The sequence below is a fragment of the Neomoorella carbonis genome (genome assembly GCF_045278715.1).
Classification (GTDB): Bacteria; Bacillota; DSM-521; order Neomoorellales; family Neomoorellaceae; genus Neomoorella; species Neomoorella carbonis.
In genome coordinates, this window is record NZ_CP136420.1 from 2,179,482 (window position 1) to 2,205,887 (window position 26,406).

Here is a 26,406-nt window from a genome sequence, read left to right on the forward strand (position 1 = left end):
GGGCTTGAAGGACTTTGGCAACCGTTCAGGGCTCCAGGAGATGGAATTATGATGTCGCGAAGGATAAAGGGCTCAAAATATCTGCCTTCCTGGCCCGGGCCCGGATGAGGATAGCCTCCAGGTAGCCGGCATAGCGTTCCGGATCCTGCAGGCAGGTAACTACCAGTTCATGATCCAGGCTGTTTATGCGGTCATTCATGGCCCGTAAGGCATCTATGCAGTTCAGCAGCGCCCTTTCTACCGGCATCCGCTCCGGGTTAATGTCCAGGCCAAACCACCCCTGGTAGCCGTGCATCTTGAGGACGTAGAGGGCGGCCTCGGCCTGTTCCGGCGCTACGACGCCGATATTCAAATCCTGGTCGTAGTTACCCAGGGGTTGGCTGTTCCAGTGGGTATGCACCAGCCGGCCGTACTCCAAGGGCAGGCTCAACGCATAAGGCAAATCTTCATAACCCATGAGAACATGACCGATCTCGGGGTTGAGCCCGACCAGGGTATAGCCCTGCTCCAGGAGTTGTTTATTTTCCCGGTTCTGCAGCAGACCCTCCACCTTCTCGGCCAGCAAAACCCCCTCCGCGGTGGTGCCGTAGATTATTCTCCCCCGGGGCTCATACGGTTTCGGCTCAATGGCCACCCGTACCCCGGGCACAGCATCCATGGCTTCTGCCAGTCCGGCAGCGAAACGACGGCGCATTTCTATGAAATCGATACCGAAGGGGTTTTCATAGCCATCTATTCCAGGCCAGACAACCATGAACTCTGTGCCCAGCTCTTTATTTATTTCCAGTGTTTCTTTAACGCGCTGGATGGCTGCCTGCCGGGCCGCCGGCAGGGGTGAAGATAAAGAACCGTGGCGGAACTGTTCTTCATAGAAAAGATTGGGCACTACCGTTACTACCCGCATCCCGGTATCCCGGCAAAAGTCCCGGTAAAGGTTCAGGTTATATTCATTGATCTCGTTGGGATAATGGGCCTCAATACCTTCCAGGCCATATTGTTTCAGAGCCGCGTATTTCTCCAGGCGTTCCTCAATGCTTAGTTCCCTGCCATAGCGGGTATGAAAGCGGCTGTTGCTGCCGGAAAAGAACCATATGCCGGCTGAAAAGCGCAGTTTAAGCTCAAAATTTTGCAAGTGCCGGATTAACTCTGCCGGTGAACGGCGGGTGGTTTGATAACGCAAATCCTGCATTTTCTCCCTCTTTTCTGCCCGGGTCGATTTAGTTTGCCGAAAACGGTTTCCGGGCTTAATTGCTTTGATACATAAAGTTATGTTTAGCGTCAAGTGGTACATTTTCCGAAATCGGTTCCGGTTCGTTGATATATTTCGCCATTAAAATTTAGATTCCTGCTATTCCTTAACACTTTTTTAAAAAATTTTTCGGGAGATAGCGTTCCATCATCCTCCGGACGCATGTCGGCATTTTCCGTTCATCAATACTTTGCCGATCACATTTCAGAAGGTACAGTAATCAACAGATCCGTGGTAGAGGACTTCCAGCCATAAGATCTAAGAGTTTAGTACCTCCAAGGGATGTGGAGAGATAAACGTTCCCCTTGCCAGGTTTGACTTCGCCTATAATCCTAGCATCCCTTCCCAATTCATGCCCTTGCATTACCGCTACCGCTTTTCCTGCTTCTTCCGGGCTGACAATAACCATAAACTTCCCCTCGTTGGCAAGGTAGAGGGGATCCAGTCCCAGCATCCCGGCGGCACCCTTTACCCCGGCATCGACAGGAATACAATTTTCGTCCAGCCAGATATCTAAACCGCAGGCTGACGCAATTTCTTTGGCGGTTGTTGCCAGGCCACCCCGGGTAAGATCCCGCATTATCTTGATCCCCCGGATTTCCTTTAAAAGCAGGCTAATTATACCGTTCAGCGGGGCACAATCGCTCATGACCTGTCCTGCAAAATCAAAGCCATACCGTTTACAAAGTACCGCGATACCGTGTTGCCCGAGGCTGCCGTTGACTAAAACTTTATCACCGGGTTTAATCCGGTGGTAACCCAAATCTACTCCTGGAAAAATATAACCGATACCGGTGGTGTTAATAAAAATTTTATCTAAATGTCCTTTTTCAACCACCTTGGTATCCCCGGTGACAATTTCTACGCCCGCCACCCCGCAGGCCCCGGCCATAGATTGAACAATTCTTTCTAAATCGGCAAGGGGCAGTCCTTCTTCTAAAATAAAAGAAGCCGTGAGATAGACGGGCCGGGCGCCGCTGACCGCCAGATCATTTACCGTGCCGCAAACCGCCAGTTTTCCCACATCCCCCCCGGGAAAGAAAGGCGGATCGACAACAAAGGAATCCGTAGTGATGGCCATTCTCCCTTCATTTACGGAAAAAACCGCCGCATCGGTGAGCGTTTTCAGGATATTGCTTTCAAAGTAACGAAGAAAAAGGTTATTAATGAGTTCATGGGTAAGGGCACCCCCGTCACCGTGAGCCAGCAAAACAATATCCCTGCCATTCTCTTTCATCCTAAATGCCACCTCCAACTGGAGAAAAACGTTCATATCGATAATAAGCCGCGCAGGCCCCTTCACTGGAAACCATACAGGGGCCTACAGGACGGACAGGTGTACATACATCACCAAATAGCCGGCATTCCGGGGGTAAAAGTTTTCCCCGTAAAATCTCTTTACAGGCGCAGCCTGGCGGGTAAAGAGATGTTGGCGGGGCCGGTTCTATATTTAGTTTAAATCGCGCATCAAAATCGCGAAAAGTTTCCCGTAGTGAAAGTCCGCTTTCAGGAATAACTCCAAGGCCGCGCCAGGGGACATCGACCTCCTCAAAACACTCCGCTATGCGCTTGCGGGCATCCAGGTTACCTTCTTCCCGTACTACCCGCGTGTACTTGTTCACAACCCGGGCCTCGCCCTGGAGCAATTGAAGCAAAAGCTCGTGAAGGGCAATCAGAATATCCATGGGTTCAAACCCGCTGATTACCGACGGCAGGCCATACTCTTTAACGATAAAGTCAAACGCCCGCCTGCCAGTAACGGCGCTAACATGCCCCGGCAAGATAAGCCCGTCAAGTTTTAATTCGGGGTCACTGAGAACGGCGCGGAGGGCCGGGGGGATGAGTTTATGGGCCGAAAATAGACTAAAGTTTTTCACCCCTTTAGCCCGGGCCCTCGCAAGGCTTGCAGCGACTGCCGGGGCAGTTGTTTCAAAACCGATTCCCAGGAACACGACCTCTCTTCCCGGGTTGGCTTCAGCAAAGGCCACTGCGTCCAGGGGCGAGTAAAAAATGCGCACATCGGCACCGCCGGCGCGTTCCCTCTCCAGGGAAGACCGGCTGCCGGGAACGCGCATCATATCCCCGAAGGTTCCCACCGTAACCCCGGGCAAGCGGGCCAGATTGACCATCATATCGATTTCCTGGTGATCGGTTACACAGACAGGACACCCGGGGCCGCTTCGCAATTCCACGCGGCCTGCCAGCAGGCTCCGCAATCCCAGCCTGGAGATAGCCACTGTGTGCGTGCCGCATACTTCTATAAAAACTGCCGGCCGCCCGAGGCGTTCCGCAACAGCATCTGCCAGGGCAGCAACCCGGCCCATGAGTTTCCTGCTTAATCCCGTATCACAAAACCTGTCCAGGGACAGCATCGTTTAGTTGTTCCTCCCACATTTTCACCATCTGTTCTGCTTCTTTTAAGTCAACCTTTTCGATGGCAAATCCGGCATGTACCAGCACATAATCGCCAACCTTTACCTGCTCCAATAAAGCTATGGATATCTCCCTGCGGGCGCCGTGAACATCAATTATCGCGGTATCGTCAGCCGCAGTTACTTCAATCACTTTCCCCACAATACCTAAACACATTGTTGCCACCTCCGGCAAGCGATTACTGCCTGGCCCAGGGAGAGCCCCCCATCATTGGCCGGCACCTGCCGGTGGACCAGCAGGCGATAACCGTCGCCAGGCAAGATTTCTTTAGCAAGGCTGAAAAGATAGCGGTTTTGCCAAGCACCACCGCTAAGGGCTACCGTCTTTATATGTGTTCTTTCAGCAACCAGGCGTACCGCCTCGCGTACCATCGCCAGGACCGTATTGTGGAAACGGGTGGCAATAATCTCCCTGGCAACTCCCCGCTCCAGGTCGGCCGCCACGCCGGCAATGATCCCGCCTGGATGGATAACTTTCCCTTCAATAAAAAATGGATAGGGTATTAATCTTTTACCCGCCGCCGGGTCCAGGACCATTTCTCCCAGCTCGATTGCCGCCTGGCCTTCGTAACTATTATGGTAACAAAGGCCGAGGAGGGCTGATACGGCGTCAAAAAGACGACCGCAGCTCGAGCTTAATGGTGAATTAAAGCCTGTGGCGACGAGGCGTTTGATTACCTCAAGCTCCTGCCCCCTGCTTTGAAAAAGGCGACCGGCAAGCAACTCGCCTTGCGCCGAAAGGTATTTCATTAAATAAGCTACTGCTGTCCGCCATGGGTAACGTACTGCCTGCTCGCCACCGGGCAACGGTACATAGGCCAGGTGATACTCCCTGGTAAAATCGGCATAATCCCCGGTAAGGATCTCAAAACCCCAGAGACGCCCGTCGGTTCCGTATCCGGTTCCATCAAGGATTACCCCGATTGCTTCCTCATCCACGCCGTTATCAGCCAGGCAAGATACCATATGGGCGTGATGGTGTTGAACGGCAAAGTGCGCCTTCGCCGGAATTCCTGCCGCCAGGCGGGAGGAACGATAGCCGGGATGCATGTCATAACCGACCACTTCAGGTTCGGAGCCGATGAGGTTTTTTAAATTCTCCAGGCTGGAGAAAAAGTGTTCCTCGCCTTCCCTGCTGCCCAGGTCGCCGATGTGCTGGCTGACAAAGGCCTGGTTGCCTTTTAAAAGGCAGAAGGTGTTTTTCATGTCCCCGCCGGCGCCCAGCACAGGGGAACTGGACTTAACCGTAACCTTGACGGGCGAGGGGACATATCCCCGCGAGCGGCGCCAGATCTGAACCACATCACCTGTCACCGCTACGACGGAATCGTCGCAGCGGTTGACAATCTCGCGATTGTGCCAGAGAAAATAGTCGGCTATACCGCCCAGCTCCTCCAGGGCGGTCCCGTTATCCTTTGCCAGGGGTAAACCGCTGCTATTACCGCTGGTCATGACTAAAATTTCCAGGGGGCCGTTTAAAAGCATCAGGTGCAGCGGTGTATAAGGCAACATTACACCCAGGGTCTTCATCCCCGGGGCCAGCTCTTCCGGCAAACTGCAACCGGCCCGTTTGCTAAGGATAACAATAGGTGCTTGAGGAGAAGACAGCAGTTTCTCCTCCTCCGGGCCAACGTAACAGTACTTCCTGGCTGTCTCCAGGCGGCACATTACCGCCAGGGGTTTGGCTTCACGGCCCTTGCGCCGGCGGAGGGTCTTCAATGCTTCCCTATTCCTGGCATCGCATACCAGGTGAAAGCCTCCCAGCCCTTTGACGGCTAATATCTTGCCGTCTTGCAGAAATCTCCAGCTCAGTTCCAACCAGTTACCTTCCAGCTTGCGGCCCTGCCCGTCCACCAGCTCTACCTGCGGCCCGCAGGCCGGGCAGGCGGCCGGCTGGGCGTGGAATCTCCTGTTGCCCGGATCGTGGTATTCCCGGGCGCATTCCGGACACATCGGAAACCGGGCCATGGAGGTCTTGGCGCGGTCATACGGCACGCCCCGTACAATGGTAAATCGCGGTCCACAATTGGTACAGTTGGTGAAGGGGTAGCCGTAATGCCTGTCCCGGGGGTCCATTATTTCCCGGGCACAATCAGCACACAGGGCTACGTCAGGGGGAATCAGGGCTTCCTTTCCGGCTCCTTCGCCACTGGGGATAATAGTAAAAGAACTATAGCCGCAGGGTTCCAGGACGTCCCATTCTAAAGCGGTTATCCGCGATAATGGCGGATGGTTTGCCTTTAAACAGGACAGAAAAGCGTGTACCGTCTCCTCCTGGCCTTCGGCTTCGATGAGCACACCCTGGCTGGTATTGGCAACCGTGCCCTTCAAGCGATAGAGACTCGCCAGGTTATAAACAAAGGGGCGAAACCCTACGCCCTGGACGATCCCTTTGACGATTATCCGATAGCGGACAATCCCCTTTTTTTCTGCATTGCATCTTTGAGCCATGAACACCATGCCTCCAGGCCCTCACCGGTTTGGGCCGAGGTTACGAAAAACTTCGCAGCCGGATTGGCTGCCTTAATCTCTTCTTCGACGGCTTTCAAGTCAAAGTTAGTATACGGCAAGAGGTCCGCTTTGGTAATGACCATTGCCCGGGCTTCGTGAAATACCAGGGGGTACTTGGCCGGCTTATCGCTGCCTTCAGTGACGCTCAGCAGGGCCACCTTATAATCCTCTCCCAGGTCGAATTCGGCCGGGCATACCAGGTTGCCTACGTTTTCGATAAATATAAGGTCCAGGCCGGAAAGGTCGAGCTCCTGCAGCGCTTTAGAAATTAAGCTGGCATCCAGGTGACACGCTCCTTCAGTATTGATCTGAACTACTTCCACCCCCTGCCCGGCAATGCGCTCGGCATCAAGGGTGGTGGATATATCACCCTCAATTACTCCAATGGCAAGATCCTTCTTTAACGAAGCTATGGTTCTTTCCAGGAGGGTGGTTTTACCCGCACCGGGCGAACCTATCAGATTGACAGTTAGTATCTGGGATAGGCGCTCCCGGTTTTGCTCGGCTATATCTTGATTGGCCTGGAGAAGCTTTTGAGCCATTATTACTTTCATTGATATTCCCTCCGTCTGTTTTTAAAGGGTTCCTCCTGGAATTTTCATTCGCCTTCATAAAAATCAATATAAAGCTCCCTTCCTTGATCTATGGCAACCCTCCGCGACCCGCAGGAAGGGCACCTAATACACCAGTTATCCAGAACTACTTCAGCCTGGCAATCCTGGCAATGTCCCCGCCCGGGCCTTTCCTCTATTTCTAATTGAGCCTCGTCAAACAACGGCCCTTCTTTAAGCGCGTAAAAAGAAAACTCCAGGGCAGACGGTAAAACCGAGGTCATTGCCCCTATCACCAGCTTAACTTTCCGGATGCGCTTTATACCTTTCTCCTGGGCATTGCGTTCTAATAGCTTTAATAACTCAGCCGTCAGGGCCAGTTCATGCATCCTATCCCTCTCCCTAATCAACCGAGGTGCGGAAAATCGAGCTCCCCCGTTTGCAGCTTTTGGTACACAGTCTCAACGGCTCGCCTTACTTCGGGAGAAACCGGCAGACCGAAGGCGACTACCGCCGGCTGAATACCGACAAAATAGACTTCCGGCACCAGTTCTTTCAAAGCTGAGAGGAAAAATGACAGGGGTAACCGGTGCGTGGACAGGATAAATTCACAGGCAATATCACTTTCAGAAAGGAGGCGTATGCTCCCGGCCTGCAGGTTCATTTCGCAGGCATCCACTACCACCACCGCTGCCGGTTGCAGATCACGCACCTGGTGCAGGTAATTCTCCGGCGCCGCCCCGCCGTTGATTACCTCCCACCCGGGGAGGCGTTTTTCTTCCAGGAGACGGGCCAGCAACGGCCCGGCTCCATCATCGCCCATCAGTTCGTTGCCTACAGTTATCACTAGCCCCTTCACTTAGTCAGCCTCACCACCAGATATATAGCCGGTTCTTTTCCTATAGATTGGAGATGCTGGAGCAGGCAGCCGGCCCATTGCTTCTCTTCCGGGAGGAAACTGGAAGCAGCTCCTGCCAGTGCCGCTACTAATGGTGAAACATGCTCTTTATTTATCTCCAGCTCTCCCCACCTGGCCAGGCCCTCCAGCTTGCTCCTGGCTTTACCCCGGGGCAGCTTGCTAATCCATTGAAAATAGTCCTCCTCTTCGATAACCATAACGGGCGCCAAACAATCAACCACCCCTATATGGTGACCGATGGCCAGAGCATAATACTCCAGTTGCTTAACCCGGGGCGGGGCATCTTTTTCGTCTTTTTCGTCCACAAACCTCTTGCATAACTTGTAGAATCTTACCTTACCCGGCATTATGGCCTACCCTCTCCATCTTCTCCATATAAATTTTGTGCAAGCTCAAAAAAACTTCGGCCAGTCGCGGGTCTTTCTCCTGCTTGATCAGCTCTTTAATCTTCCGGTCGACCGCCAGCGGGTCTCCTTCCCTGACGAACTGGAGATATTGCGCGGCTATGCGCCGGCCATGCAGGTAACCGCTCAAACGGCGGGCCTCCTGCTCAATCTCTTTGGCCAGTTCGGGGCAAACTCCATCATATTGCGGAACGACCCGGGTAACCTCCGTTTCTGCAAACTGCTCTCCTTTTATCTTTTGTTGGAGTAAATCCAGGGCCATAGCCAGGCCGTACAACGTCGCTGCCGGAGTTGGAGGGCAGCCGGGAATATATACATCTACAGGGAAAATGCTGTCAGCCCCTCCCCACACACTGTAACAATCGTGAAAGATACCGCCGCTACAGCCACACGCGCCGTAGGCTACCACGATTTTGGGATCGGGGGCCGCCTGATACGCCCGTATGGCCGGCAGCCGCATGGCCCTGGTCATGGGGCCGGTGTAGAGAAGAACATCGGCATGCCGGGGAGAGGCCACCACCTTCATTCCCAGCCTCTCCGGATCGTAAACGGGAGAGATGGCGGCAAAAATTTCAATCTCACATCCATTACATCCCCCGCAGTCCACCCGGTAGATATAGACAGATCTTTTGATGACTTTCTTAAGCTTTGCCTTCAGCTCCGCCAGTTTTACTTCCTGGTCCATCTTACTGCCTCCCTCCCGGCATCCTGCCTGGGCGCCCGAGGGCTCCGGTTGCGCTCGCCGTCTGCCGGCGCCGGCACTCCGGGCATACCTTCAGGAGCTGTTTCCAGCCTTCATGGCCGCCCTCCAGCAATCCTGCCTGCCTGAGGCTGGCCAGCACGTATTCCAGTTCGCGACAGGGTGCAAAGTATGCGCCACAGGAGATGCACTTACAAAGCTTGAGCTCAGCCCGGCAGTACAGGTCCTCCTTTCTGGCGGCGGCCAATTCAAACTCTGCCGAAAGAACGATGGCGCCCGTAGGGCAAACTTCCTCGCAGCGGCCGCAGAAAATGCAGCGGCCGTAGTTTATATTCCAGGACTTAACCCCCCGCTCTAAATCCCAGTCCATGGTAATGGCATTGGGCGGGCAAGCAGTAGCACAGGCGCCGCAAGCTATACACCGGCTAAAGTCGTAAACCGGTTTGCCACGAAAACCTGGTGCCACCTCTACCGGTTTAAAGGGATACTCAACAGTAGCCTCCCCGACCTTTAGTGCTTTTCTTAGCAATTTTAGCATCCTGGGAATCCCCCTTCCTTTTGCTCGCTTCTAGCCGGGTTAGGATTTTAGCGGCGAGTTTTTTCTTTCCTGGCAGTACCGTTCCAGCTCCTTGTATTCGATCGTCCTCGCCTTCTTTTTACGCACATCGACCACAGTAACCCTTTCAGTACAGGAATAGCAGGGGTCGATGCTGGCCACGATGAGGGGGGCATCGGACACCGTGTTACCCCGAAACATATACCTGAGGGACGGCCAGTTATTATAGGTAGAAGCTCGCGCCCTCCACCGGTACACCTGCTGGTTGTTTCCTGTCATTACCCAGTGGACATTTTCTCCCCTGGGGGCTTCAGTATATCCGAGCGCGAAGGAGTACGGTTTATATGCAAACCCTTCCACGAGGACCGGCCCGGGAGGCATTTCGGCCAGGCACCTCTCAATGATTTTTAGGGACTCATAAAGCTCTGCCGCCCGCACCAGTTCCCTGGAAAGAACGTCGCATCCATCCCTGGAAATAACATCCCAGGGAACCCGATCGTAGGCACCGTAGGGATGGTCAGCCCGCGTATCCCGGGCATACCCGGAACCCCGCATATTAGGCCCCACCGGGCTGAAGTCCCGGGCTACCCCGGGGTCCAGGCGTCCTACCCCCTGGGTTCGTGAGATAAAGTTGGTGGTATTCAGCAGCAAGTCAAGCAGTTCATCCAGTTCGACCCGGATCTCTGCGATTAGCCGCAAAACCTGGTCCCTTTCTTCTTTTAAAATATCCCGGCGCACGCCGCCAATAAGGTTCATACCGTAGGTTTTACGGCCCCCGGTAAGAATTTCGGCCATCTGCATGGCCTTCTCCCGTACCCGGAAGAAATGCATAAAACCCGCATCGAAACCCACCAGGTGGGCCGCCAGCCCCAGATTCAGGAGGTGGCTGTGCATCCTCTCCACCTCCAGCAGGATGGTGCGGATATACTGGGCCCGCGGCGGTACCTCAATCCCGTTGGCAGTTTCCACCGCCGACGCGTACGCCACGCTATGGGTGTAACCGCAGATGCCGCAGATCCGCTCGGCCAGGAAAGTAACCTGGTCGTAGTCCATGCGGTTCTCGGCCAGTTTCTCGATGCCCCGGTGCACGTAGAAAAGGCGGTAGTCGGCGTCCACTATATACTCGCCGTCGACATAGAGCCGGAAGTGCCCTGGCTCGTCGGAAGTAATGTGCAGCGGCCCCAGGGGTACCTCGACAATACCCTCCCCTTCCACTTCGATAAACTTGTAGTTTTCTTCCTCTGCCACCGGGTCGGGGCGGAAGCGGTAATCCATGGCGTCCTTCCGCAGGGGATACAGGTTGTCCGGCCAGTCATCGGGCAATACCAGTCTCCGCGCATCCGGGAGGCCCACCGGCTCCAGGCCGAACATATCCCGCACCTCCCGCTCGTACCATACGGCGGCCGGCACCCGCGGGGTCACCGAAGGAAACTCCGGTTTATGGGAAGGAACCAGGGCCTTCACCGTCAACCAGAAGTTTTTATCGGGGACCCTCTCTTTCTCGATGGATAAAACGTAGTATACTGCAAAGTGGCCGTTCAAGCCGCGCTCATCATTGCCGACAACACTGGAGAGCCACCCGCCCTGCCGGTAATATGCCTCTTCCACAATTTCCGGGAGGGAGCTGAGTTCGACCGTCAGGGTTACCTGGTCCGGTGTTTGCCAGTCCTCGGCAAGAATCGCCGCCCCGAACTTAGACCGCAAGGCCTTCACGGATTTTTTCCCGTCCTGTCCGGGTTTCATTTCATTTTGCATGCTACTGGCAGCCTCCTTTACCCTCTAGCCTAACAGGATAAAAACAATGTACTGGGAAATCACGGTCATGATCATGAGCACGGCGAGAACAAATTTGATCGCCAGAGGCGGTTCAGCCGCACTGGCAACTACCTCCGAGGGTGCCCCCAGGACGTTCGCTCCCATCCACTTCAGGAACCAGATGAAACTGCCAACGGATTCAATAACCGTAACGATAATCAGGGCAAGGATGAGGGGGTAGTGCCTGCCAATCTCAAAACCGCTAATTATGATCATAAATTTACTAAAAAAACCATTAAAAGGGGGAACGCCGGCAATGGCCATAGCAGCCGCAATATAACCCAAACCCACCACCGGGATTTTATTTAGAATTCCCTTGAGCCTCGAGAGCAGGCGGGTACCGGTGGTATAGGACAGCGCACCGGCAACCAGGAAGAAGAGCCCCTTAGCAAAAGCGTGGTTGAAGATGTGGGCCACCGCTCCGTTAAAGGCCATCCTGGAGCCGTAGATGGAAATGGAGATCGCCAGGAAAATGTAAGAGAGCTGGGTGATGGTCGAGTAGGCGAGGAGTCGCTTCATATCATCCTGCGGGAAATACATGATAAAACCGTAGATCATGGTGACCACCGCCATGATGGCCCCGGCCTGGCCGATCACCTGGGGAACCGACCCCGTTGCCAGGACGGTCCGGGCAAAGATGTAGACGCCGACCTTAACCATCGAAGCGGCATGCAAATAGGCGCTCACCGGGGTCGGCGCCACCATCGCCCGGGGGAGCCAGGGATGAAAAGGAAGCTGGGCGGACTTACCCCAGGAGGCGATCAGGATTCCGGTAAAGGCAATGGTTTTCCCGGCGTCCGTTAATTTATTAAGGGCGGTCACCGCGAAGCTGCCGGTGTTTACATAGAGATAGGCAGCAGCCACATAGAGTCCCAGCGCGGCGGTGTGAGTGAGTATAATCGCCCAGAGGGCGGAATTCCGGGATTTTTGATCTCCGTAAAATCCGATCAACCCCCACGAGCAGAGACCGGTCATTTCAAAGAAGAACAGGAGCCCGAGGAGCGTGGAAGAGAAGACCACGCCCGCCATAGAGCCGATAAAAAGCAGCATGAGGGCGTAAAACCGGGGAACCCCTTCTTTAATAGGATGCTCTTTGTTGTCAGGGCTCATGTACCCGGCCGAGTAGGTACAGATCAGCCAGCCGAGGAAAACTACCATGAAGTTGACCAGGACGCTGAGGGTATCTATGGTGACACCGTAGTAGTTAATACCGTTTAAAGTAACCAGTTCCCGGGTGAAGCTCGCGCGGTTGAACGCAAAAGCGATCAGTAAAAGCAAACCGCTGATAAAAGCCAGGAGGGAGAAAATCTGGCTTGCCTTTTTCACGTGTCGCTCCGGTAAAAATAGGACCAGGGGGCTTCCTAATACTGGCAGCAAGATGCTCCCCAGCGCATACCAAATCATCTAAAGCGCACCTCCAGTATCCCTCATTAATGGGATCGACCTTTTGCCAACAATTTTATTTACCTCCCAGGACAACGCTGACTGCGCCCTGAAGTAATTGATTTAGCGGGGCCGGTACATGTATCCCCAGCCCGGCCATGAGCACGAACAGGATCCCGAGGGGCAACAAGCACAGCCACCCGGCGTCACCCCGGGGGAGGTCCTCCGGAGGAAAACCGAGAACCGTGTCGCTTATAAGGATAATAAATGCGACAAAAACGATCACCAGAAGGACAAGAAAGAGTATCATCGGCCAGAAATACCCACCTTGCAATCCGGCCGCCAGGGTCATAAACTCGCTTACGAAGATGCTGAAAGGCGGTGCACCGACCACAGCAAGCAGGCCGGCCATGAACATAAAACCAGTAAAGGGGGCCACCTTTAGCATTCCCCGGATCTTCTGGGCGTCCCTGGTACCATACTTGCGAGCCACATTGCCCACCGTGCAGAACAAAAGGGATTTAGTGAGGCTATGGTTGATGACGTGAAAGAGCGCGGCAAGTATTCCCAGCGGCCCTCCTGCGCCCAGGCCGGTGGCGATGATGCCTACATGCTCAACACTACTGTAAGCCAGCTTCCTTTTGATGTCGTTCTGCACCAGGATGAAGAAAGCCGCGACACCCACCGAGAGAAGGCCGAAGATGAGGAGCAGGGTCTGGGGGAATTCCTTGCCGACGGCCTGCAAGGTAATGGGATAATATCTTAATATACCAAATAACACGCACTTCATCAGTACACCCGACAGCAGGGCGCTAACCGGGCTCGGGGCCTCGCTGTAGGTGTCAGGCAACCAGGTGTGCATAGGAACCAGGCCGACCTTGGCGCCGTAACCGATCAAGATGAAGACAAAGGCCAGTTTCATCACCTGCGGGTCGAGTCCCCGGGCCATCCCTGCTAACTCTGTCCATAGCATCGCCCTGTGGGCGTCCTGCACCACAGCAAAGGCACTGGAGTAGGTCAGGATGGTCCCGTACAGGGCAAAGGCCAGGCCGACGCTACAGATCAGGACGTACTTCCAGACAGCTTCCGCCGAAGTCTTGTGTTTATAGAACCCGACCAGGAAGGCCGAGCCCAGGGTGGTTGCTTCTATCGCAACCCACATAATAGCAATATTGTTAGATATAGCAGCAAGAACCATCGTCAACAAAAGTAGATGGTAAAAACCGTAATAAAAGCAGGCGCCCTTCGCATCAACCTGGCCCTGCGCCAGGTCATGTCGCAAATATCCTATAGAGTAAAAGCCGTCCAGAAACCCTACCACCCCGATGATAAGAACCAGGAGCGCCGTGAGGCCGTCGGCGTAGAGCATCCCGTCCAGGGCCAGCAGCGTTTGTCCCCTAAGGACATACTGCACCAGCAGCAAGGAGAGAAGAGCCACGCTACTAATCCCGGCAAAGTGCACAACCTCCACCATGCGCCGGGACCTTATCCCAAAAGCCAGCAGGGCCGTTCCCAGGGGCACCGCGGGCAAGTAGAATAAAATATTCTCCCCCACTTCTATCACCTAACCCTTTAGTAGTGTGAACTTATCCGTATCCAGGGTGCCGAAGACCTTGAAGAGGCGCCTGGCTATGATAGTCATGATCAGGACTGCAAAAACCGCATCGGTCAGGATGCCGATTTCTACCGTCTCGGGGGCGTTGTAAGCCATGATGGCCAGGGTCAAATGCGAGCCGTTTTCCATCAGGCAATAGCCCAATATCTGCTTGAGGGCATTTCTTCTAGCAAGTATGCAGAGCAACCCGAGGAGAAAATGGGCTATAGAAACCGCCAGCGCAACCTTCAACTTTAGTACCGCATGCATATGAAAAGGCTCGACTATCACGAACGATAAAGCCACCAGGCCCACCGCAAGAAAAATAGACGAGTTTGTCTCCAGTGCCGGCCCCTCCTCTTCCTGGTTCCCTACCGTTTTGAGGGTCCTGATGATGAGATAGGGCACCAAGAAGGTCTTGGTGATGAGGGCAGTAATGGACCAGATGTACAGCGGTTCCGCCTGCATAAATACGGCCAGGGACAGAAAAATCGCCACCAGGACCAGGGACTGGATACTGTACATGTACGCCGCCCTCCGGAGCTTTCTGGTTTCCACCACCAGCATCGAGGTCAGGATGAGCAGCACAGCCAGGGCGTTGACTACGCTAGTACCGGACACTATCAGATCCCCTCCCGCATCTATTAAACATTGGCCAGGTAGAAAACGAAGGACAGCAAGGCTATGCCGAAAGCCACCCAGGTTACTGCGGGGGCCTTAAAAAGGAGGAATCTGGCCATGCTGTTTTCCAGCAGGGCAGCGATAACGTAAAAACCGGCAACCTTCAATAAAAAGACAGCCGTGGATACCAGGAGGGAGGAAGTACTGACCACCGCCGCGCTCCCAAAGGGGAAGAAAACGGCCAGAAACAGGGCGATCACCACAACCTGCTTCATATACAAACCCCATTTCAGGAGGGCCAGGGAGCGACCGGAATATTCCGTAAGGGGTCCCTCCTGGATCTCCTGTTCTGCTTCCGCCAGGTCAAAGGGCAGCTTGCCGGTTTCGATGAAGGTGGCGACAGCAAAGGAAGCCATGGCCAGCCAGACTGCCGGGCTAAAATATGATATCTCACCGGCCGCCACCTTCTGGCTGATTGTTCCCAGATCGGTCGTCCCGGCGAGAAGGGCGACCACGAACAGCACCAGGATAATAGTTGGCTCTACGAGCACGGCCAGGGCCATCTCCCGGCTGGCCCCTATTCCGGCGAACCCGCTGCCGGAATCCAGACCTGCAAGGGCAAAGAAGAAGCGGACCACGGTGAACAGGTAAACGACAGCGATGAGATCACCGGCCATCCCCAGGGGCGACTGCAGGGTTAAAATCGGAATCACCATGGCAATGAGCAGGGTGGTTGCCATAACCATATAGGGAGTAAACCGGAAGACCCAGCTGGCCTGGGCAGGCACCACCTCTTGCCTTTTGATGAGTTTAAAGATATCCCGGTAGTTCTGAAAAATACCGGGACCTTTCCTGGAGTGCAGCTTTGCCCTTAAAGTGCGGGAAAAGCCCGTAAAAAGAGGTGCTACCAGCAGGACGAGCAAGGCCTGCACCAGGCCGATGGGGAGCAACTCGTTACCGGGCATCTTTCTCTCCTCCTATCTGACCGTTGCTAACAGCAGGACTACGAGCGTTACGATTATATACAGGCAATACAGCCGGACATTCCCTATCTGGAGGGCTTGCACCCGTTTACCCAGACGTACCGTACCCCGTAATAGGGGACCGTAGAGGTAATCTTTCCACATCGACTCCACACGGGCGACGTAGACCACTGCTTCCTTGCCATACGCCGCAATGGTATAGCCCGGCCCCGCGAGGGTGGTCCTTAGCAAATAGGCCGGGCGGAAAAGCACCCTCAATGGCTGGGCAAAGGCGGTAGCCGCGTACACCATCCGCGGTGAGTATTTATATCCGCATGCCCACGGCTCGGCATCGATCCGCCGCCCGGCCTGCATCCCACCTTGCATCCCGGCAATTAACAGGGGTAACGTGACAAACCCCACCAGGAGAAGGGCAATGAGGGGCGGGGAAAGCACGGCCCGGGCGCTGCTTGCCGGAAATACCAACAGCCCGTCACTTACCCGGACCGGAGAGGTGCCCAGCAACGCCGCGGCCACATTGCCAATATAAGGAGCAACAACCGGTGCGCCCGGCCCGAGGGCAAGGCAGCCAGCCGCCAGAAGCGCCGTCCCGGCAAGCATCGGCACCGGCACTTCCCTGGCCTCCCGGGCGCGATTGCTGCGCCAGGGACCGGCAAAGGTGACCCCATAGGCTTTTACAAAGCACATCGCCGCCAGGGCGCCCGTTAGAGCGAGCATGATTGCCAAAAGGGGTGACAGCACTTTGACGGCCAGGAAGCTGCTGGTGCTCGCCATGAACAGCGACTGGTAGGTAAACCATTCACTGACAAAACCGTTGAGAGGGGGAATAGCCGCGATGGCCAGAGCGCCGGTCAAAAAAGCCAACCCGGTCCACGGCATTCGCCTGGCCAGCCCGCCCATCTCCTCCATGTTTTTGGTGTGGAGGCGATAGATTACCGAGCCTGCCCCGAGAAAAAGGAGGCCTTTAAAGGCAGCATGGTTTACCAGGTGATAGAGCCCCGCCAGGATGCCGAGCACTCCCAGAACGGGTTCTCCCCTGGCTATGCCAATCATGCCAGCACCGGTGCCCATCAGGATGATCCCCACGTTTTCGATACTGGAATAGGCCAGCAGCCGCTTGAGATCGTTTTCATTTATTGCGTAAAGCACACCCAGAACCGCCGAGATTGCTCCGAAGGCCAGGACCGTAAGGCCCCACCACCAGACGGAAGCGCCGAGGAAATCGACACTGACCCTGAGTATGCCGTAGATAGCGGTTTTAATCATTACACCCGACATGAGGGCGGAAACGTTGGAAGGAGCCGCAGGGTGAGCCCGCGGCAGCCAGAAGTGGAGTGGCATAATACCGGCTTTGGCCCCGAACCCGAAGAAAGCCAGCAAGAAGGCCAGGTGTTTGGTAGCCGGCGGAAGGTTTGCACTGCGGAAGGAAGCAAAATCAAAAGTGCCCGTATGGATAAAAAATATAATGAATGACAGCATAATCATTACTGCTCCGGCGTGGGCCACCAGGAAATAGATAAATCCGGCATTGACACTCTCCGGGTTTTCCTGGTCGAAACTAACCAGGAAATAGGAAACCAGGGTCATCAGCTCCCAAAAAACGAGAAAATAGAAGGCGTCGCCGCTAGCAACCACCAGGACCATGGACGCAAGGAAAATGTTATTCAAAAAGCCCAGTACCCCGGCGCCCCTCCCGGCATACTCCTCCTGATAAGCAAGGGAATAAATAGCTGTAGCGGCGGCCAGCAGCGAAATGACCAACACCATAAAAGCAGAAAAGAGATCGACCCGGATAACAAAGGGCGCAAAGGGAATAAACCCCGCCGCTGCCATTGTAAAGCCCGTACCACGAGCGAAGACCGGGATGGCCGCAGCCATCCCGGCACTCGCTGCCACAAAGGCGCTTATTCCAGAAGCATAGTTGGCAATTTTACCGGCTCTGTTCAGCGCCAGGGAGGCAACTGCTCCGGCGACATACAGGAGAATGGACAGCAGAAATAACTGCTGAACGATCATTTAGCCTTACCTCCCGCCCCTCTAAATGACACTACATCAGCAACAACAGCACTTCTTCCGAGCTTGCTCAGTTTCAAGCCACGAGGCGGGGAGGGGGGGCTTCCCCACCCCGCCCCTGCCCTGAACCGCTATCTAAATGAAACAGCGGCCGCCAGGCGCCGTTCGGCTTCAAACTCCTCCACGGTCTGGAAGACCAGAGCCCCGGTGGGGCAGGCTCGCACACAGGCCGGTACGCCCTCCTCATCCAGGCACTCCCGGTCGCACTTTACGGCCTTACCTTCGCCCCGGCCCACTGCACCGAAGGGGCAGGCCATGGCACACATCCAGCAACCGATGCACCGGCGCAAGGCGACCACGTTGACGCCGTCTTCCCGCCTGTGCATCGCGCCGGTGATGCAGACGGCCACGCAAGGCGGCTCCTCGCATTGCCGGCAGACGGCCGGAGCTTTCACCCTGCCTACCTGGTCCACATAGAGGCGCTTCTGCGGCCTTTCGCCCCCCAGTAGGGCCCCAAAGAGATTCCGGGCCGCGGTGTGGCTCACGGCGCAAGCCAGCTCACAGGAACGGCAGCCCGTACACCGTTCATAACGGACAAAGATCTCCTTCCGTTTCATCGCCGGGCACCTCCCGGGACGTTGAGCCCCAGACCGGCCCGGCGCTCGTCGATGGCCGCCAGGAGCTTCTGGCCCGCAGACTCGGGATCGGGTTCCACGATGAAGTAACCGCCGGTCAAGTCCCGGACTTTATCCGTCAGCACCTGGGTGACGTAGCGGCTACCCACCACCGGCAACATGACCCCCACGTGGGTGGGGATACCGAGGGTCACCGCCCAGGTGCCGATGGCGACCGCTTTTTCAGCCGTCGCCTCAGGGGCCGAAGCGACCACGGGAAGTTGATCCGTGTCCACACCCAGCCGATTGGCCAGGGGCACCGCCAGGGCCACCGCCCGCGAGGTGTCCACGCAGGAGCCTACATGCAGCACCGGCGGCAGGGGCCCGCCCAGGCCGTTGGCCTCGCCGATGGCCGTCAGGACCGCCTTCAAGCCTTCCCCGCACACCTCATCCACACTGGCCGGGTCCATAAACCCGTGGCGCATGAGCGCCCCCGCGCCGCAGCCGGAGGCTAGAACCAACACGTTCTCCTTCAGGAGGCGGCGGGCCATGGTGACGAAGTTCCTATCTTGCGGAACCTTGACGTTGTTGCATCCGCAGAAGAGGCACACCCCGCGAATGTTGCCGGCGACGATGTTGTCAAGCAAAGGCTTAAGGGGATCGTCGGCATTCAACTTAGAGAGGGCGTTTATGATGGCTTCCGCGGAGAAGCCCGCCACCACTTTGGACCTGTTCTGCGGTATGTCCACCGGCTTACCCCGGCGCCGGGTGAAGGCCTCGATGGCGTGGCGAATGATCTCCCGGGCGATCTCTTTAGCCCTTTCTTCCGCGAAGGGGATGTGGATCGCACCGGGGATCTTCATGGTTTCCATGGTGGTGATCAGCCTGGTCCCCATGCACTCTGCCACCGTAGCGAGAGAGGGCATGATGCACTGGTAATCCATCACGACGGCATCGAGGGCGCCGGTGATCAGGGCCATCTCCTGGCTGAGGGAATGGGTGCAGGACGGGATGCCGTGGCGCATCAGCACCTCGTTGCCGGTGCAGCAGATGCCCACCACATTCACACCCCCGGCGCCGGCTGCCTTGGCTTCCGGCTTCATCTCTTCGGCTACTTGGACGATGATTTCGGATAAAACCGGGTTGTGGCCGTGGACCGCCACGTTAACCATGTCCGCCTTGAGGACCCCTAAATTGGCCTCACTGACTACGGGCTGGGGCGTGCCGAAGAGGATGTCGGACAAGTCGGTACCCATGTGGCAACCCGCAAAGTCCGTAAGGGAGCAACGTATCCCCGCCTGGAGGAGGTTAATCGGGTCTGCGTCACAGCCGTAATGCGTCCGGTGCATAATATCGGCGATCTCGTAGTCTATCCCCTTAGGCATCAAGCCTCGTTCCATAAGGAGCTTGCTCCGCTTCTCGGTCACCGTGGTGGCCACCCACGTGACCGGCGCTTCCGTTGCTTTCTCGTTAAAGTCCGCCAGAGCCGCCTCGGCAACGGCCAGGCCAATCTCGGCCTCGCTCCTGCCTTTCGTGGGAATGCCGAGACGTTCAGCCACTTTGCGGAGCTTGGCTTTGTCTTTAATGGCGTAGTCCGGTGCCTTACCCCGAACCGCCTTTTTCAAGGTGTGGGCAATGTGCTTCGCATGGCCCGAGTGGGACGCCCCGCCGGCCGCGATGGCGCGATCCAGGCCTCGCGCGACGATGACGTCCGCCGTAGCCCCGCAAATCCCCGCCTTGGGCTCGCCACCAAAAGGATCTATACGGCAGGGGCCCTGCAGGCAGTGCCGGCAGCACAGCCCGGTTTCCCCAAAGCCGCACTGGGGAAGCATCGCCTGGTAGCGATCCCAGACCGTCTCCACCTCCAGGCGCCCGGCCTTTTCCACCATCTCGCAAACCGCCGGGTCCAGAGAAACTTTACACGACTTGGCCATCAGCATCGACCTCCTTGAGGAATATGCGGCAACGCCGCAGTTTTGTAAACTTTATTACCTGCTTTCATATCAAAGCGTCAGCGGCCTTCCGTCCGGTCAACTTCCTGCAGCTACTGCAGCCCTGGAAACGCGGGGAGTAAAACCAGGGAACGGAGGGTTTCTGCAGCAACTATTCCTGCTGCACTCGTGCCCATTATCACATGTCACACCTAACCTCCACCTTTTATTTTTATGGTTATATTTGTTTATTTTTACAAGGAGAACCTTGTCCCCCTATGTCCGGGGCAATAGCCCGTCGGTTTAGCACCCTGGTAGCCAGCTCAGCTATACCTGCGGCGGTAAAAGACTGCTCACCGGCAAAGCCGGCAGCCTGGTCTAAAATTTCTGTTTGGAAAGGAATCAGGCCGATGACATCGCCTGGCGGCAGGTGGCTGAGGATAAATTCCTCATCCCGGGGTTGACGCAATTTGTTGCCTACAAACTTTATTTGCTTAATACCAAGTTCAGCGGCCAGTTTTTGGACGACCCGGGCGGTCTGGACGCTGACCAGGGTGGGCTCGGTAATAATCAACATCAGATCTACCCCCCGGGCCGTACCCCGGGTCAGGTGCTCGATGCCAGCCCCCATATCCAGGACCACCATTTCCCGGTGTTTTAGGATTAGGGCATTAACCATGGCATTTAAGACGGCATTTTCCCGGCAATAGCAGGTCGATCCCCCGGGCTTGATGGCTCCCATTTTCAGAAAAAGGATATTTCCGTTCCTTATGGTATAATCCTGGAGCAGGCTATCTACTTCCGGGTTTAGAGAAAAGAAGGCGCCGCTGCCGCCGGTGCGTTCGGCAATCAATTCTCGCATCTCCACAATTGGTTTAAGGGTACCGAGTCTCTCCTCGGGGAGCCCCAGGACCATCCCCAGGCTCGTATCGGGATCGGCATCGACGGCATATACCTGGTAACCCTGCCGGGCAAAATGCTTGATTAAACCGGCAGCTATGGTGGTTTTGCCGACGCCACCTTTCCCGGAAATGGCCAGCTTCACTTGAACACCTCCACTTTTTCAGCTTCTCTTGTGACCCTAGCTAAGCAATTACCTCACTCTAGCCATGGCCGTAATTAAAAGTTAAAAGGTATAAAATAGGTTTATGAAATCAAGTTTTTAACCAAGAAGAAATAGCCATAGATCCATCTTTTTCGTTTATAGCAAAAAGCGTGCCAAAAGAAAAAGGCCGCCATAGCTTGACGGCCTAAGAACCTCGCTGTCAATTTAGTTTTACACGTTAAAAAGAGTTGACATTAATTTTTAAGCAAGCCATAGCTGGCCATTTTAGTATAGAGTGCCTGGCGGGAAAGGCCTAATGCCTTGGCGGCCCTTGTTTTTTCTCCGCCAAAAGCTTCCAGGGCCTGAATGATGGCCTCCTTTTCCGCTTCTATCCGGACTTTATAAAGGGGGGAGATCTCCCTCACCCTTTTCTTTTTACCATGATAGCCTATCGTGAGGTGATGGGGATGGATTTCCTGGGTTTCAGCCAGGATGGCAGCCCTCTCCAGGACATTTTCCAATTCCCGGACGTTACCCGGCCAAGAATAGCTTAGAAGGCACTCCATTGCGGCGGGAGTAAGCCGTAATTTTTTCCCATATTCTTTGTTTAGCCTTTGTAAAATGTCCTCTGCCAGGAGAGGTATGTCTTCCGGCCGCTCTTTAAGGGGTGGGAGCACTAGCGTGACCACATTTAAGCGGTAAAAGAGATCTTCCCGAAAACGGCCTTCATGTACCATTTTTTCCAAATCCTTGTTGGTAGCTGCTATCACCCGCACATCTATTTTTCTGGTCCGGGTGCTCCCCAACCGCTCAATCTCTTTATCTTGCAAAACCCTCAAAAGCTTGGCTTGCATATTAAGGGGCATATCTCCGATTTCATCCAAAAAGATGGTCCCGCCGTGAGCCAGTTCAAACTTTCCGGGTTTGCCGCCCTTTTTAGCTCCAGTAAAAGCGCCTTCCTCATAACCGAAGAGTTCGGATTCTAGAAGTTCCGGTGGGATGGCTGCGCAGTCTACTTTTATTAAAGGCGCGTTACGGCGGGGACTTTCCTCATGGATAGCCTGGGCCAGGACCCCTTTTCCGGTACCGCTTTCTCCCAGGATGAGTACAGTAGCATTGCTCCCGGCTGCTTTCTGGGCCAGGCTTAAAACGTCCCTAAAATAGTGATTTAAAGTCCGGATGTGGCGGAAATTGAAGAGGCACCCAGCGGGCTTGAAGTTTTCAGGGTTATGGCCAACTCTGGCTTCTACTTTTTTAAGCTGTTCCAGGAGAAGACGTAAAGGCTCGCTTTCATCGGAAAAAAACTGGTACAGCACACCCTCTATTTCTGATTGGATCCAAAGAGGCGTTCCTATGACGATGATAGTATTCCCCTTTGTTTTCTGGAATTCCCATACCCGTGGTCTGCCGGATTGGATTATTTCGGAGTATTGGGCTAAAGGGATTACTTCTTCCAACATGCGGCCTTGCACCCTTTGACCTGTAATACCCAGTATTTGGAGGCCGGCCTTATTTATCCCTACCACTCTCCCCTGGTTATCGGTAATCACCAGTCCCATGGGTATTATATGGAAAATGGCTTCCCCGATGCTTAAAGGGAACCCTTTTACCTCTTTTTCGGACCCGAGGGTAGCCTGGCGGTAGCTTCTAGTTGCCAGCAAAGCCTGGAAGGTAAGATCTTTAAGCAATCTATTGTTTTTTTCGAGGGGAAAGAAGGAATAAGGCTCATCAAGACCAGAAACAGGGGATATGGTGGCTTCCATCTGGCAATAATGTTCCCCTGTTCCCCAGCATTTGGTTTCTTCGACCTCTATTCTTTTTTTAAAGAGTTTGTTGAGAGCCCCAGCGAGCAGGCCCCCTTCCAAATAGCATAATTGCTGGCCTACAGGCGGAAAATGAGAACAAGTGAAACATTCATTCCATTTAACGGTTATTTTACCGCCTTTTACACTTTTCAACTTAAGGTTTCCTACTCCCAGGGCGCTTATTTTATCCGGTATTTCTTCCAGGTCGTTTACAGGAAGCTGCCTGCCAATAGAATAGCCCGCCCGGTAATAAACTGTATTCTCCGGGGTACTGGCTAGCATACCTTTTCTCCCCCCAGCGTCCATTTTTGCTTCCGCTCAATTCCATTCTATCCTGTAAGATATGAAAAGTAAAGAAGAAGGTGAGATATGTGCCAAGGTACTGTCCTTTACACTTGAAGCTGGAAGGGCAACCGACCCTTGCAGGGAGAAAAGGTGTTGTCGTGACAATTATCCCTATGGCTGCCCACGTTCGGATATTGACTTAAAATCCCGGTTCTGTTAATGTAAGAATAGCCCTAGCCCCGGGGCTGGCGGTCGCAGTCACCCGCCTGAACAAAACAAGGAGTGATTTTCTTGCGTTACAAACTCTTTCCCTTCGTGATGGTTGCCTTCGTGGTGATCTTGCTCCTCTCCAACACGGTAGCCGTCAAGGTAGCAAAAGTTGGACCCTTCTTTTTCGACGGCGCCGTAATTTTATTTCCCGTCTCTTATATCTTCGGTGATATTTTAACTGAAGTGTACGGCTACAAGCGCAGCCGGGTAGTAGTATGGACGGGTTTTATAGCCTGTCTGTTTATGTCCTTTGTCTACTGGCTGGTAGGGATACTTCCTCCCGCCCCTCCCTGGGGAGGCCAGGAAGCTTATCAACGGATCCTGGGGCAAACACCCAGGATAGTCATGGCCAGCCTGGCAGCCTATTTTTGCGGTGAATTTATCAACTCCTATATCCTGGCAAAACTAAAAATTTTGACCCGGGGCCGGTGGCTGTGGACCAGGACGATCGGCTCCACCATCGGCGGCCAGCTGGTGGATACTACCCTGTTTATCACCGTAGCTTTTGCCGGTATTATGCCGGGAACCGTACTGCTGCACATGATAATGACCAATTATCTCTTCAAGACCACCTATGAGATCCTGGCAACACCGCTGACCTACGCTGTAACTGCCTGGCTTAAAAGGGTGGAAAACGAGGATTACTATGATTTTAAAACCAACTTTAATCCCTTTATGGTAACTATGGAGGATTTAAGATGATGGAGTTTGAAGCATTAGGAAAGGACGTCCGCGAGCCGCGTAAAAAGTTGGAAGTATTTCCTAAGCCGGTAAACGTGAAAACCGTCATACTGGAATCCGACGAAGTAACGAGCCTTTGCCCGGTAACGGGGCAGCCGGATTGGGAAACGGTAATCGTGGAATACGCCCCCGACAAATACTGTATTGAATCTAAAAGTTTCAAGCTTTACCTGTGGAGCTTCCGGGAGGAAGGCGTCTTTTGTGAAGCCCTGGCCGATACCATTGCCAGGGACATTTACCGGGCTTGCTCGCCTCACTGGTGCAAAGTAACTGTAATCCAGAAGCCGCGTGGCGGGATAAAAATAACTGCTTCTGCCTTTTACGGCGAGGGCAATTAACCCCCCTGGAAAACCCTCTGATTTCGAGCAGGCGGTTCTGTTCTTCAGGCCCGTCATTATTAGAGGCGCAGCCCATAAATGTAATAGCGACCTGGAACTAAACCAGGTCGCTTTTTATTTAACTTGTCATGGAAGGTATCACACTTAAAGAAGTAACTGCCGGGCCTTCCCTGGCCTCATCATTAAAACGGTTCCCGCCTGCCAGGAAGGAGGCATTCACCAGCCCGGACCCCTGTTCTTCGGGGGTTAAACCCGGCAGCCTGGTGGCGGTGCTGGTGATGGTCTTTACTACCTGCCTGCCGGATATGTGCCCATCCCGGGACAGCACCAGGGCTGCAACCCCGGCAACATGGGGACAGGCCATGGAGGTGCCGCTCATGGCCCGGTATTTGCCGCCCGGGTAGGTGGAAAGAATATCAACGCCCGGAGCAGCTACCGTTACTTCCGGACCCCGGCTGCTGAAGCTGGCCAGGTTATTTTTCCGGTCAATAGCCGAAACGGCGATGACACCGGGGTAACGGGCCGGATACATGACGCTATTCTCTTTCCCCTCATTGCCTGCAGCCGCCACCAGGACCATGCCGGCCTGGACGCACCGGCGGACGGCCTCTTCCAGGGCTTGACTCGGCCGGGTGGTGCCGAAACTCATATTGACGACCTGCATTTTATTTTGCAACGCCCAGTCCAGGCCGGCAATGATATCGGAAATATAACCATTACCCCGGCGGTTAAAAATCTTGACGGCATAAATCTCCGCCCGGGGGGCCACCCCTACCACCCCAAAATTATTATTGAGCGCCGCAATTATTCCCGCCACATGGGTACCGTGGCCATTGCCATCCCCGGCCTCCCAGCCGGGAAATTTGATATTCTTGGTACCACGAATGTTAGCTTTAAGGTCGGGGTGGCTGGCATCAATCCCCGTATCCAGGATTGCCACCTTCACCTTCTCCCCGGCCGCCTCCTGCCAGGCCTTTGGTGCGCCAATACATTCCACTCCCCAGGGGATGGTCTGCTCCTTTTGCCGCAATCTGACTGCCGGCAAGGCTACTGTCTGGACCTGGAAATCGTCTTCAATTAAAAGGACATCCGGGTGTAAGCCCAGCTCTGCAAGGGACTGACCCCGTTCCGGTATCCTTACTGCCAGGGCATGCACCAGGGGTAATTCGCGTACTACCCGCCCGCCTTTTTTCAGGACTGTTTCATGACAACTGCTCAAGGGCCGGTGCTTGCGGAACATGATGATTTTCCTGCTGCCGTAATCGCTACCCAGCCGGGTGACGGAAACGCCGGCCATCGCTACTACGCCGGCATAATAAGCCAGCAAAAAAGGCCACATGGTTAACCCCTCCCATGCTTCATTCTATGTATTGCCGCTGGAAGGGGTTCAATAAATACAACCCGGCCGGCAGAAAATATTTTCTCCTTTTCTTATTAACCACCTGCCCTGGAACTGCATATGCTAGGTCTAGAAAAGGTCCCTGCAAAGGGAAAAGGAGGGTACTTGAATGACACAAGAATTATTGTGGTGGTTTATCATCATCATCCCGGTTATCATTATCATCCCCATCATCTTCCTGTTCTTCTTGTTCCCACTAAATGCCAAGTAGGAGGAATTTTTAATGGGCGGCCATGGTTTTAACTTC

24 protein-coding genes are annotated in these 26,406 nt (G+C 54.6%); 2 read left to right on the plus strand and 22 right to left on the minus strand.

Annotation, left to right across the window (positions count from 1 at the left end; genetic code table 11):
- Nucleotides 1-46: 46 nt before the first annotated feature.
- The 21 genes from MCACP_RS11165 to MCACP_RS11265 all read right to left on the minus strand — a co-directional run bounded on the left by MCACP_RS11165 (nucleotide 47) and on the right by MCACP_RS11265 (nucleotide 23,408).
- Nucleotides 47-1,189: a TIM barrel protein gene (locus MCACP_RS11165; protein ID WP_406676831.1), complete on the minus strand. Its 1,143-nt coding sequence runs from the start codon at nucleotides 1,187-1,189 to the stop codon at nucleotides 47-49.
- Between the two features lie 280 nt (nucleotides 1,190-1,469).
- Entirely contained in the window at nucleotides 1,470-2,486 is a 1,017-nt protein-coding gene (hypE, locus tag MCACP_RS11170) for a hydrogenase expression/formation protein HypE (RefSeq protein ID WP_406676832.1), read from the minus strand.
- 1 nt (nucleotide 2,487) lies between these two features.
- A complete protein-coding gene (gene hypD / locus MCACP_RS11175; RefSeq protein WP_406676833.1) occupies nucleotides 2,488-3,621 on the minus strand; it encodes a hydrogenase formation protein HypD in 1,134 nt (377 codons plus the stop codon).
- Nucleotides 3,596-3,838, minus strand: a complete 243-nt coding sequence (locus tag MCACP_RS11180) for a HypC/HybG/HupF family hydrogenase formation chaperone (protein WP_338823841.1) — start codon at nucleotides 3,836-3,838, stop codon at nucleotides 3,596-3,598. The genes hypD and MCACP_RS11180 overlap by 26 nt, the downstream gene beginning before the upstream one ends.
- The gene (hypF, locus tag MCACP_RS11185) at nucleotides 3,829-6,132 is read right to left on the minus strand and encodes a carbamoyltransferase HypF (RefSeq protein WP_406676834.1); all 2,304 of its coding nucleotides are present in this window, start codon (nucleotides 6,130-6,132) and stop codon (nucleotides 3,829-3,831) included. Before hypF ends, MCACP_RS11180 begins: the two co-directional genes overlap by 10 nt.
- Nucleotides 6,081-6,746, minus strand: coding sequence for a hydrogenase nickel incorporation protein HypB (gene hypB, locus MCACP_RS11190; RefSeq protein ID WP_406676835.1), 666 nt, complete (start codon nucleotides 6,744-6,746; stop codon nucleotides 6,081-6,083). Before hypB ends, hypF begins: the two co-directional genes overlap by 52 nt.
- A 44-nt stretch (nucleotides 6,747-6,790) precedes the next feature.
- Nucleotides 6,791-7,132: a hydrogenase maturation nickel metallochaperone HypA gene (hypA, locus tag MCACP_RS11195; RefSeq protein WP_338823845.1), complete on the minus strand. Its 342-nt coding sequence runs from the start codon at nucleotides 7,130-7,132 to the stop codon at nucleotides 6,791-6,793.
- Between the two features lie 17 nt (nucleotides 7,133-7,149).
- On the minus strand, nucleotides 7,150-7,602 hold the full coding sequence (gene hycI / locus MCACP_RS11200) for a hydrogenase maturation peptidase HycI (protein ID WP_338823846.1): 453 nt from the start codon (nucleotides 7,600-7,602) through the stop codon (nucleotides 7,150-7,152).
- Complete coding sequence (locus tag MCACP_RS11205; protein ID WP_338823847.1) at nucleotides 7,599-8,009, minus strand: formate hydrogenlyase maturation HycH family protein; 411 nt, start codon at nucleotides 8,007-8,009, stop codon at nucleotides 7,599-7,601. Before MCACP_RS11205 ends, hycI begins: the two co-directional genes overlap by 4 nt.
- Entirely contained in the window at nucleotides 7,999-8,751 is a 753-nt protein-coding gene (locus MCACP_RS11210) for an NADH-quinone oxidoreductase subunit B family protein (RefSeq protein WP_075516362.1), read from the minus strand. The genes MCACP_RS11205 and MCACP_RS11210 overlap by 11 nt, the downstream gene beginning before the upstream one ends.
- A 1-nt stretch (nucleotide 8,752) precedes the next feature.
- Nucleotides 8,753-9,304: a formate hydrogenlyase complex iron-sulfur subunit gene (locus tag MCACP_RS11215; protein ID WP_338823850.1), complete on the minus strand. Its 552-nt coding sequence runs from the start codon at nucleotides 9,302-9,304 to the stop codon at nucleotides 8,753-8,755.
- A gap of 39 nt (nucleotides 9,305-9,343) precedes the next feature.
- Entirely contained in the window at nucleotides 9,344-11,077 is a 1,734-nt protein-coding gene (locus MCACP_RS11220) for a hydrogenase large subunit (protein ID WP_338823851.1), read from the minus strand.
- A gap of 24 nt (nucleotides 11,078-11,101) precedes the next feature.
- Complete coding sequence (locus MCACP_RS11225) at nucleotides 11,102-12,541, minus strand: hydrogenase 4 subunit D (protein ID WP_338823853.1); 1,440 nt, start codon at nucleotides 12,539-12,541, stop codon at nucleotides 11,102-11,104.
- Nucleotides 12,542-12,596: 55 nt separating this feature from the next.
- The gene (locus MCACP_RS11230; protein WP_338823856.1) at nucleotides 12,597-14,084 is read right to left on the minus strand and encodes a hydrogenase 4 subunit F; all 1,488 of its coding nucleotides are present in this window, start codon (nucleotides 14,082-14,084) and stop codon (nucleotides 12,597-12,599) included.
- A complete protein-coding gene (gene hyfE / locus MCACP_RS11235; protein ID WP_406676837.1) occupies nucleotides 14,085-14,735 on the minus strand; it encodes a hydrogenase 4 membrane subunit in 651 nt (216 codons plus the stop codon).
- A 23-nt stretch (nucleotides 14,736-14,758) separates the two neighbouring features.
- On the minus strand, nucleotides 14,759-15,700 hold the full coding sequence (locus MCACP_RS11240; protein WP_075516368.1) for a respiratory chain complex I subunit 1 family protein: 942 nt from the start codon (nucleotides 15,698-15,700) through the stop codon (nucleotides 14,759-14,761).
- Nucleotides 15,701-15,712: 12 nt separating this feature from the next.
- Complete coding sequence (gene hyfB / locus MCACP_RS11245) at nucleotides 15,713-17,734, minus strand: hydrogenase 4 subunit B (protein ID WP_406676838.1); 2,022 nt, start codon at nucleotides 17,732-17,734, stop codon at nucleotides 15,713-15,715.
- Nucleotides 17,735-17,862: 128 nt separating this feature from the next.
- Nucleotides 17,863-18,348, minus strand: a complete 486-nt coding sequence (locus MCACP_RS11250; protein WP_054936714.1) for a 4Fe-4S dicluster domain-containing protein — start codon at nucleotides 18,346-18,348, stop codon at nucleotides 17,863-17,865.
- A complete protein-coding gene (gene cooS, locus MCACP_RS11255) occupies nucleotides 18,345-20,279 on the minus strand; it encodes an anaerobic carbon-monoxide dehydrogenase catalytic subunit (RefSeq protein WP_406676839.1) in 1,935 nt (644 codons plus the stop codon). The genes MCACP_RS11250 and cooS overlap by 4 nt, the downstream gene beginning before the upstream one ends.
- A gap of 235 nt (nucleotides 20,280-20,514) precedes the next feature.
- Nucleotides 20,515-21,321 (minus strand): P-loop NTPase, encoded by an 807-nt coding sequence (locus MCACP_RS11260; RefSeq protein ID WP_406676840.1) that lies wholly within the window; start codon nucleotides 21,319-21,321, stop codon nucleotides 20,515-20,517.
- A gap of 254 nt (nucleotides 21,322-21,575) precedes the next feature.
- Entirely contained in the window at nucleotides 21,576-23,408 is a 1,833-nt protein-coding gene (locus MCACP_RS11265) for a sigma 54-interacting transcriptional regulator (protein ID WP_406676841.1), read from the minus strand.
- Nucleotides 23,409-23,702: 294 nt separating this feature from the next.
- Between MCACP_RS11265 and MCACP_RS11270 the strand changes: the two genes are divergently transcribed.
- Together MCACP_RS11270 and queF are read left to right on the plus strand one after the other, a co-directional pair.
- On the plus strand, nucleotides 23,703-24,383 hold the full coding sequence (locus MCACP_RS11270; RefSeq protein WP_406676842.1) for a queuosine precursor transporter: 681 nt from the start codon (nucleotides 23,703-23,705) through the stop codon (nucleotides 24,381-24,383).
- The gene (gene queF, locus MCACP_RS11275; protein ID WP_338823866.1) at nucleotides 24,380-24,760 is read left to right on the plus strand and encodes a preQ(1) synthase; all 381 of its coding nucleotides are present in this window, start codon (nucleotides 24,380-24,382) and stop codon (nucleotides 24,758-24,760) included. The genes MCACP_RS11270 and queF overlap by 4 nt, the downstream gene beginning before the upstream one ends.
- Nucleotides 24,761-24,878: 118 nt before the next feature.
- Here the strand turns inward: queF and MCACP_RS11280 are convergent, their stop codons facing one another.
- Complete coding sequence (locus tag MCACP_RS11280; RefSeq protein WP_406676843.1) at nucleotides 24,879-26,099, minus strand: S8 family peptidase; 1,221 nt, start codon at nucleotides 26,097-26,099, stop codon at nucleotides 24,879-24,881.
- Nucleotides 26,100-26,406 lie beyond the last annotated feature (307 nt).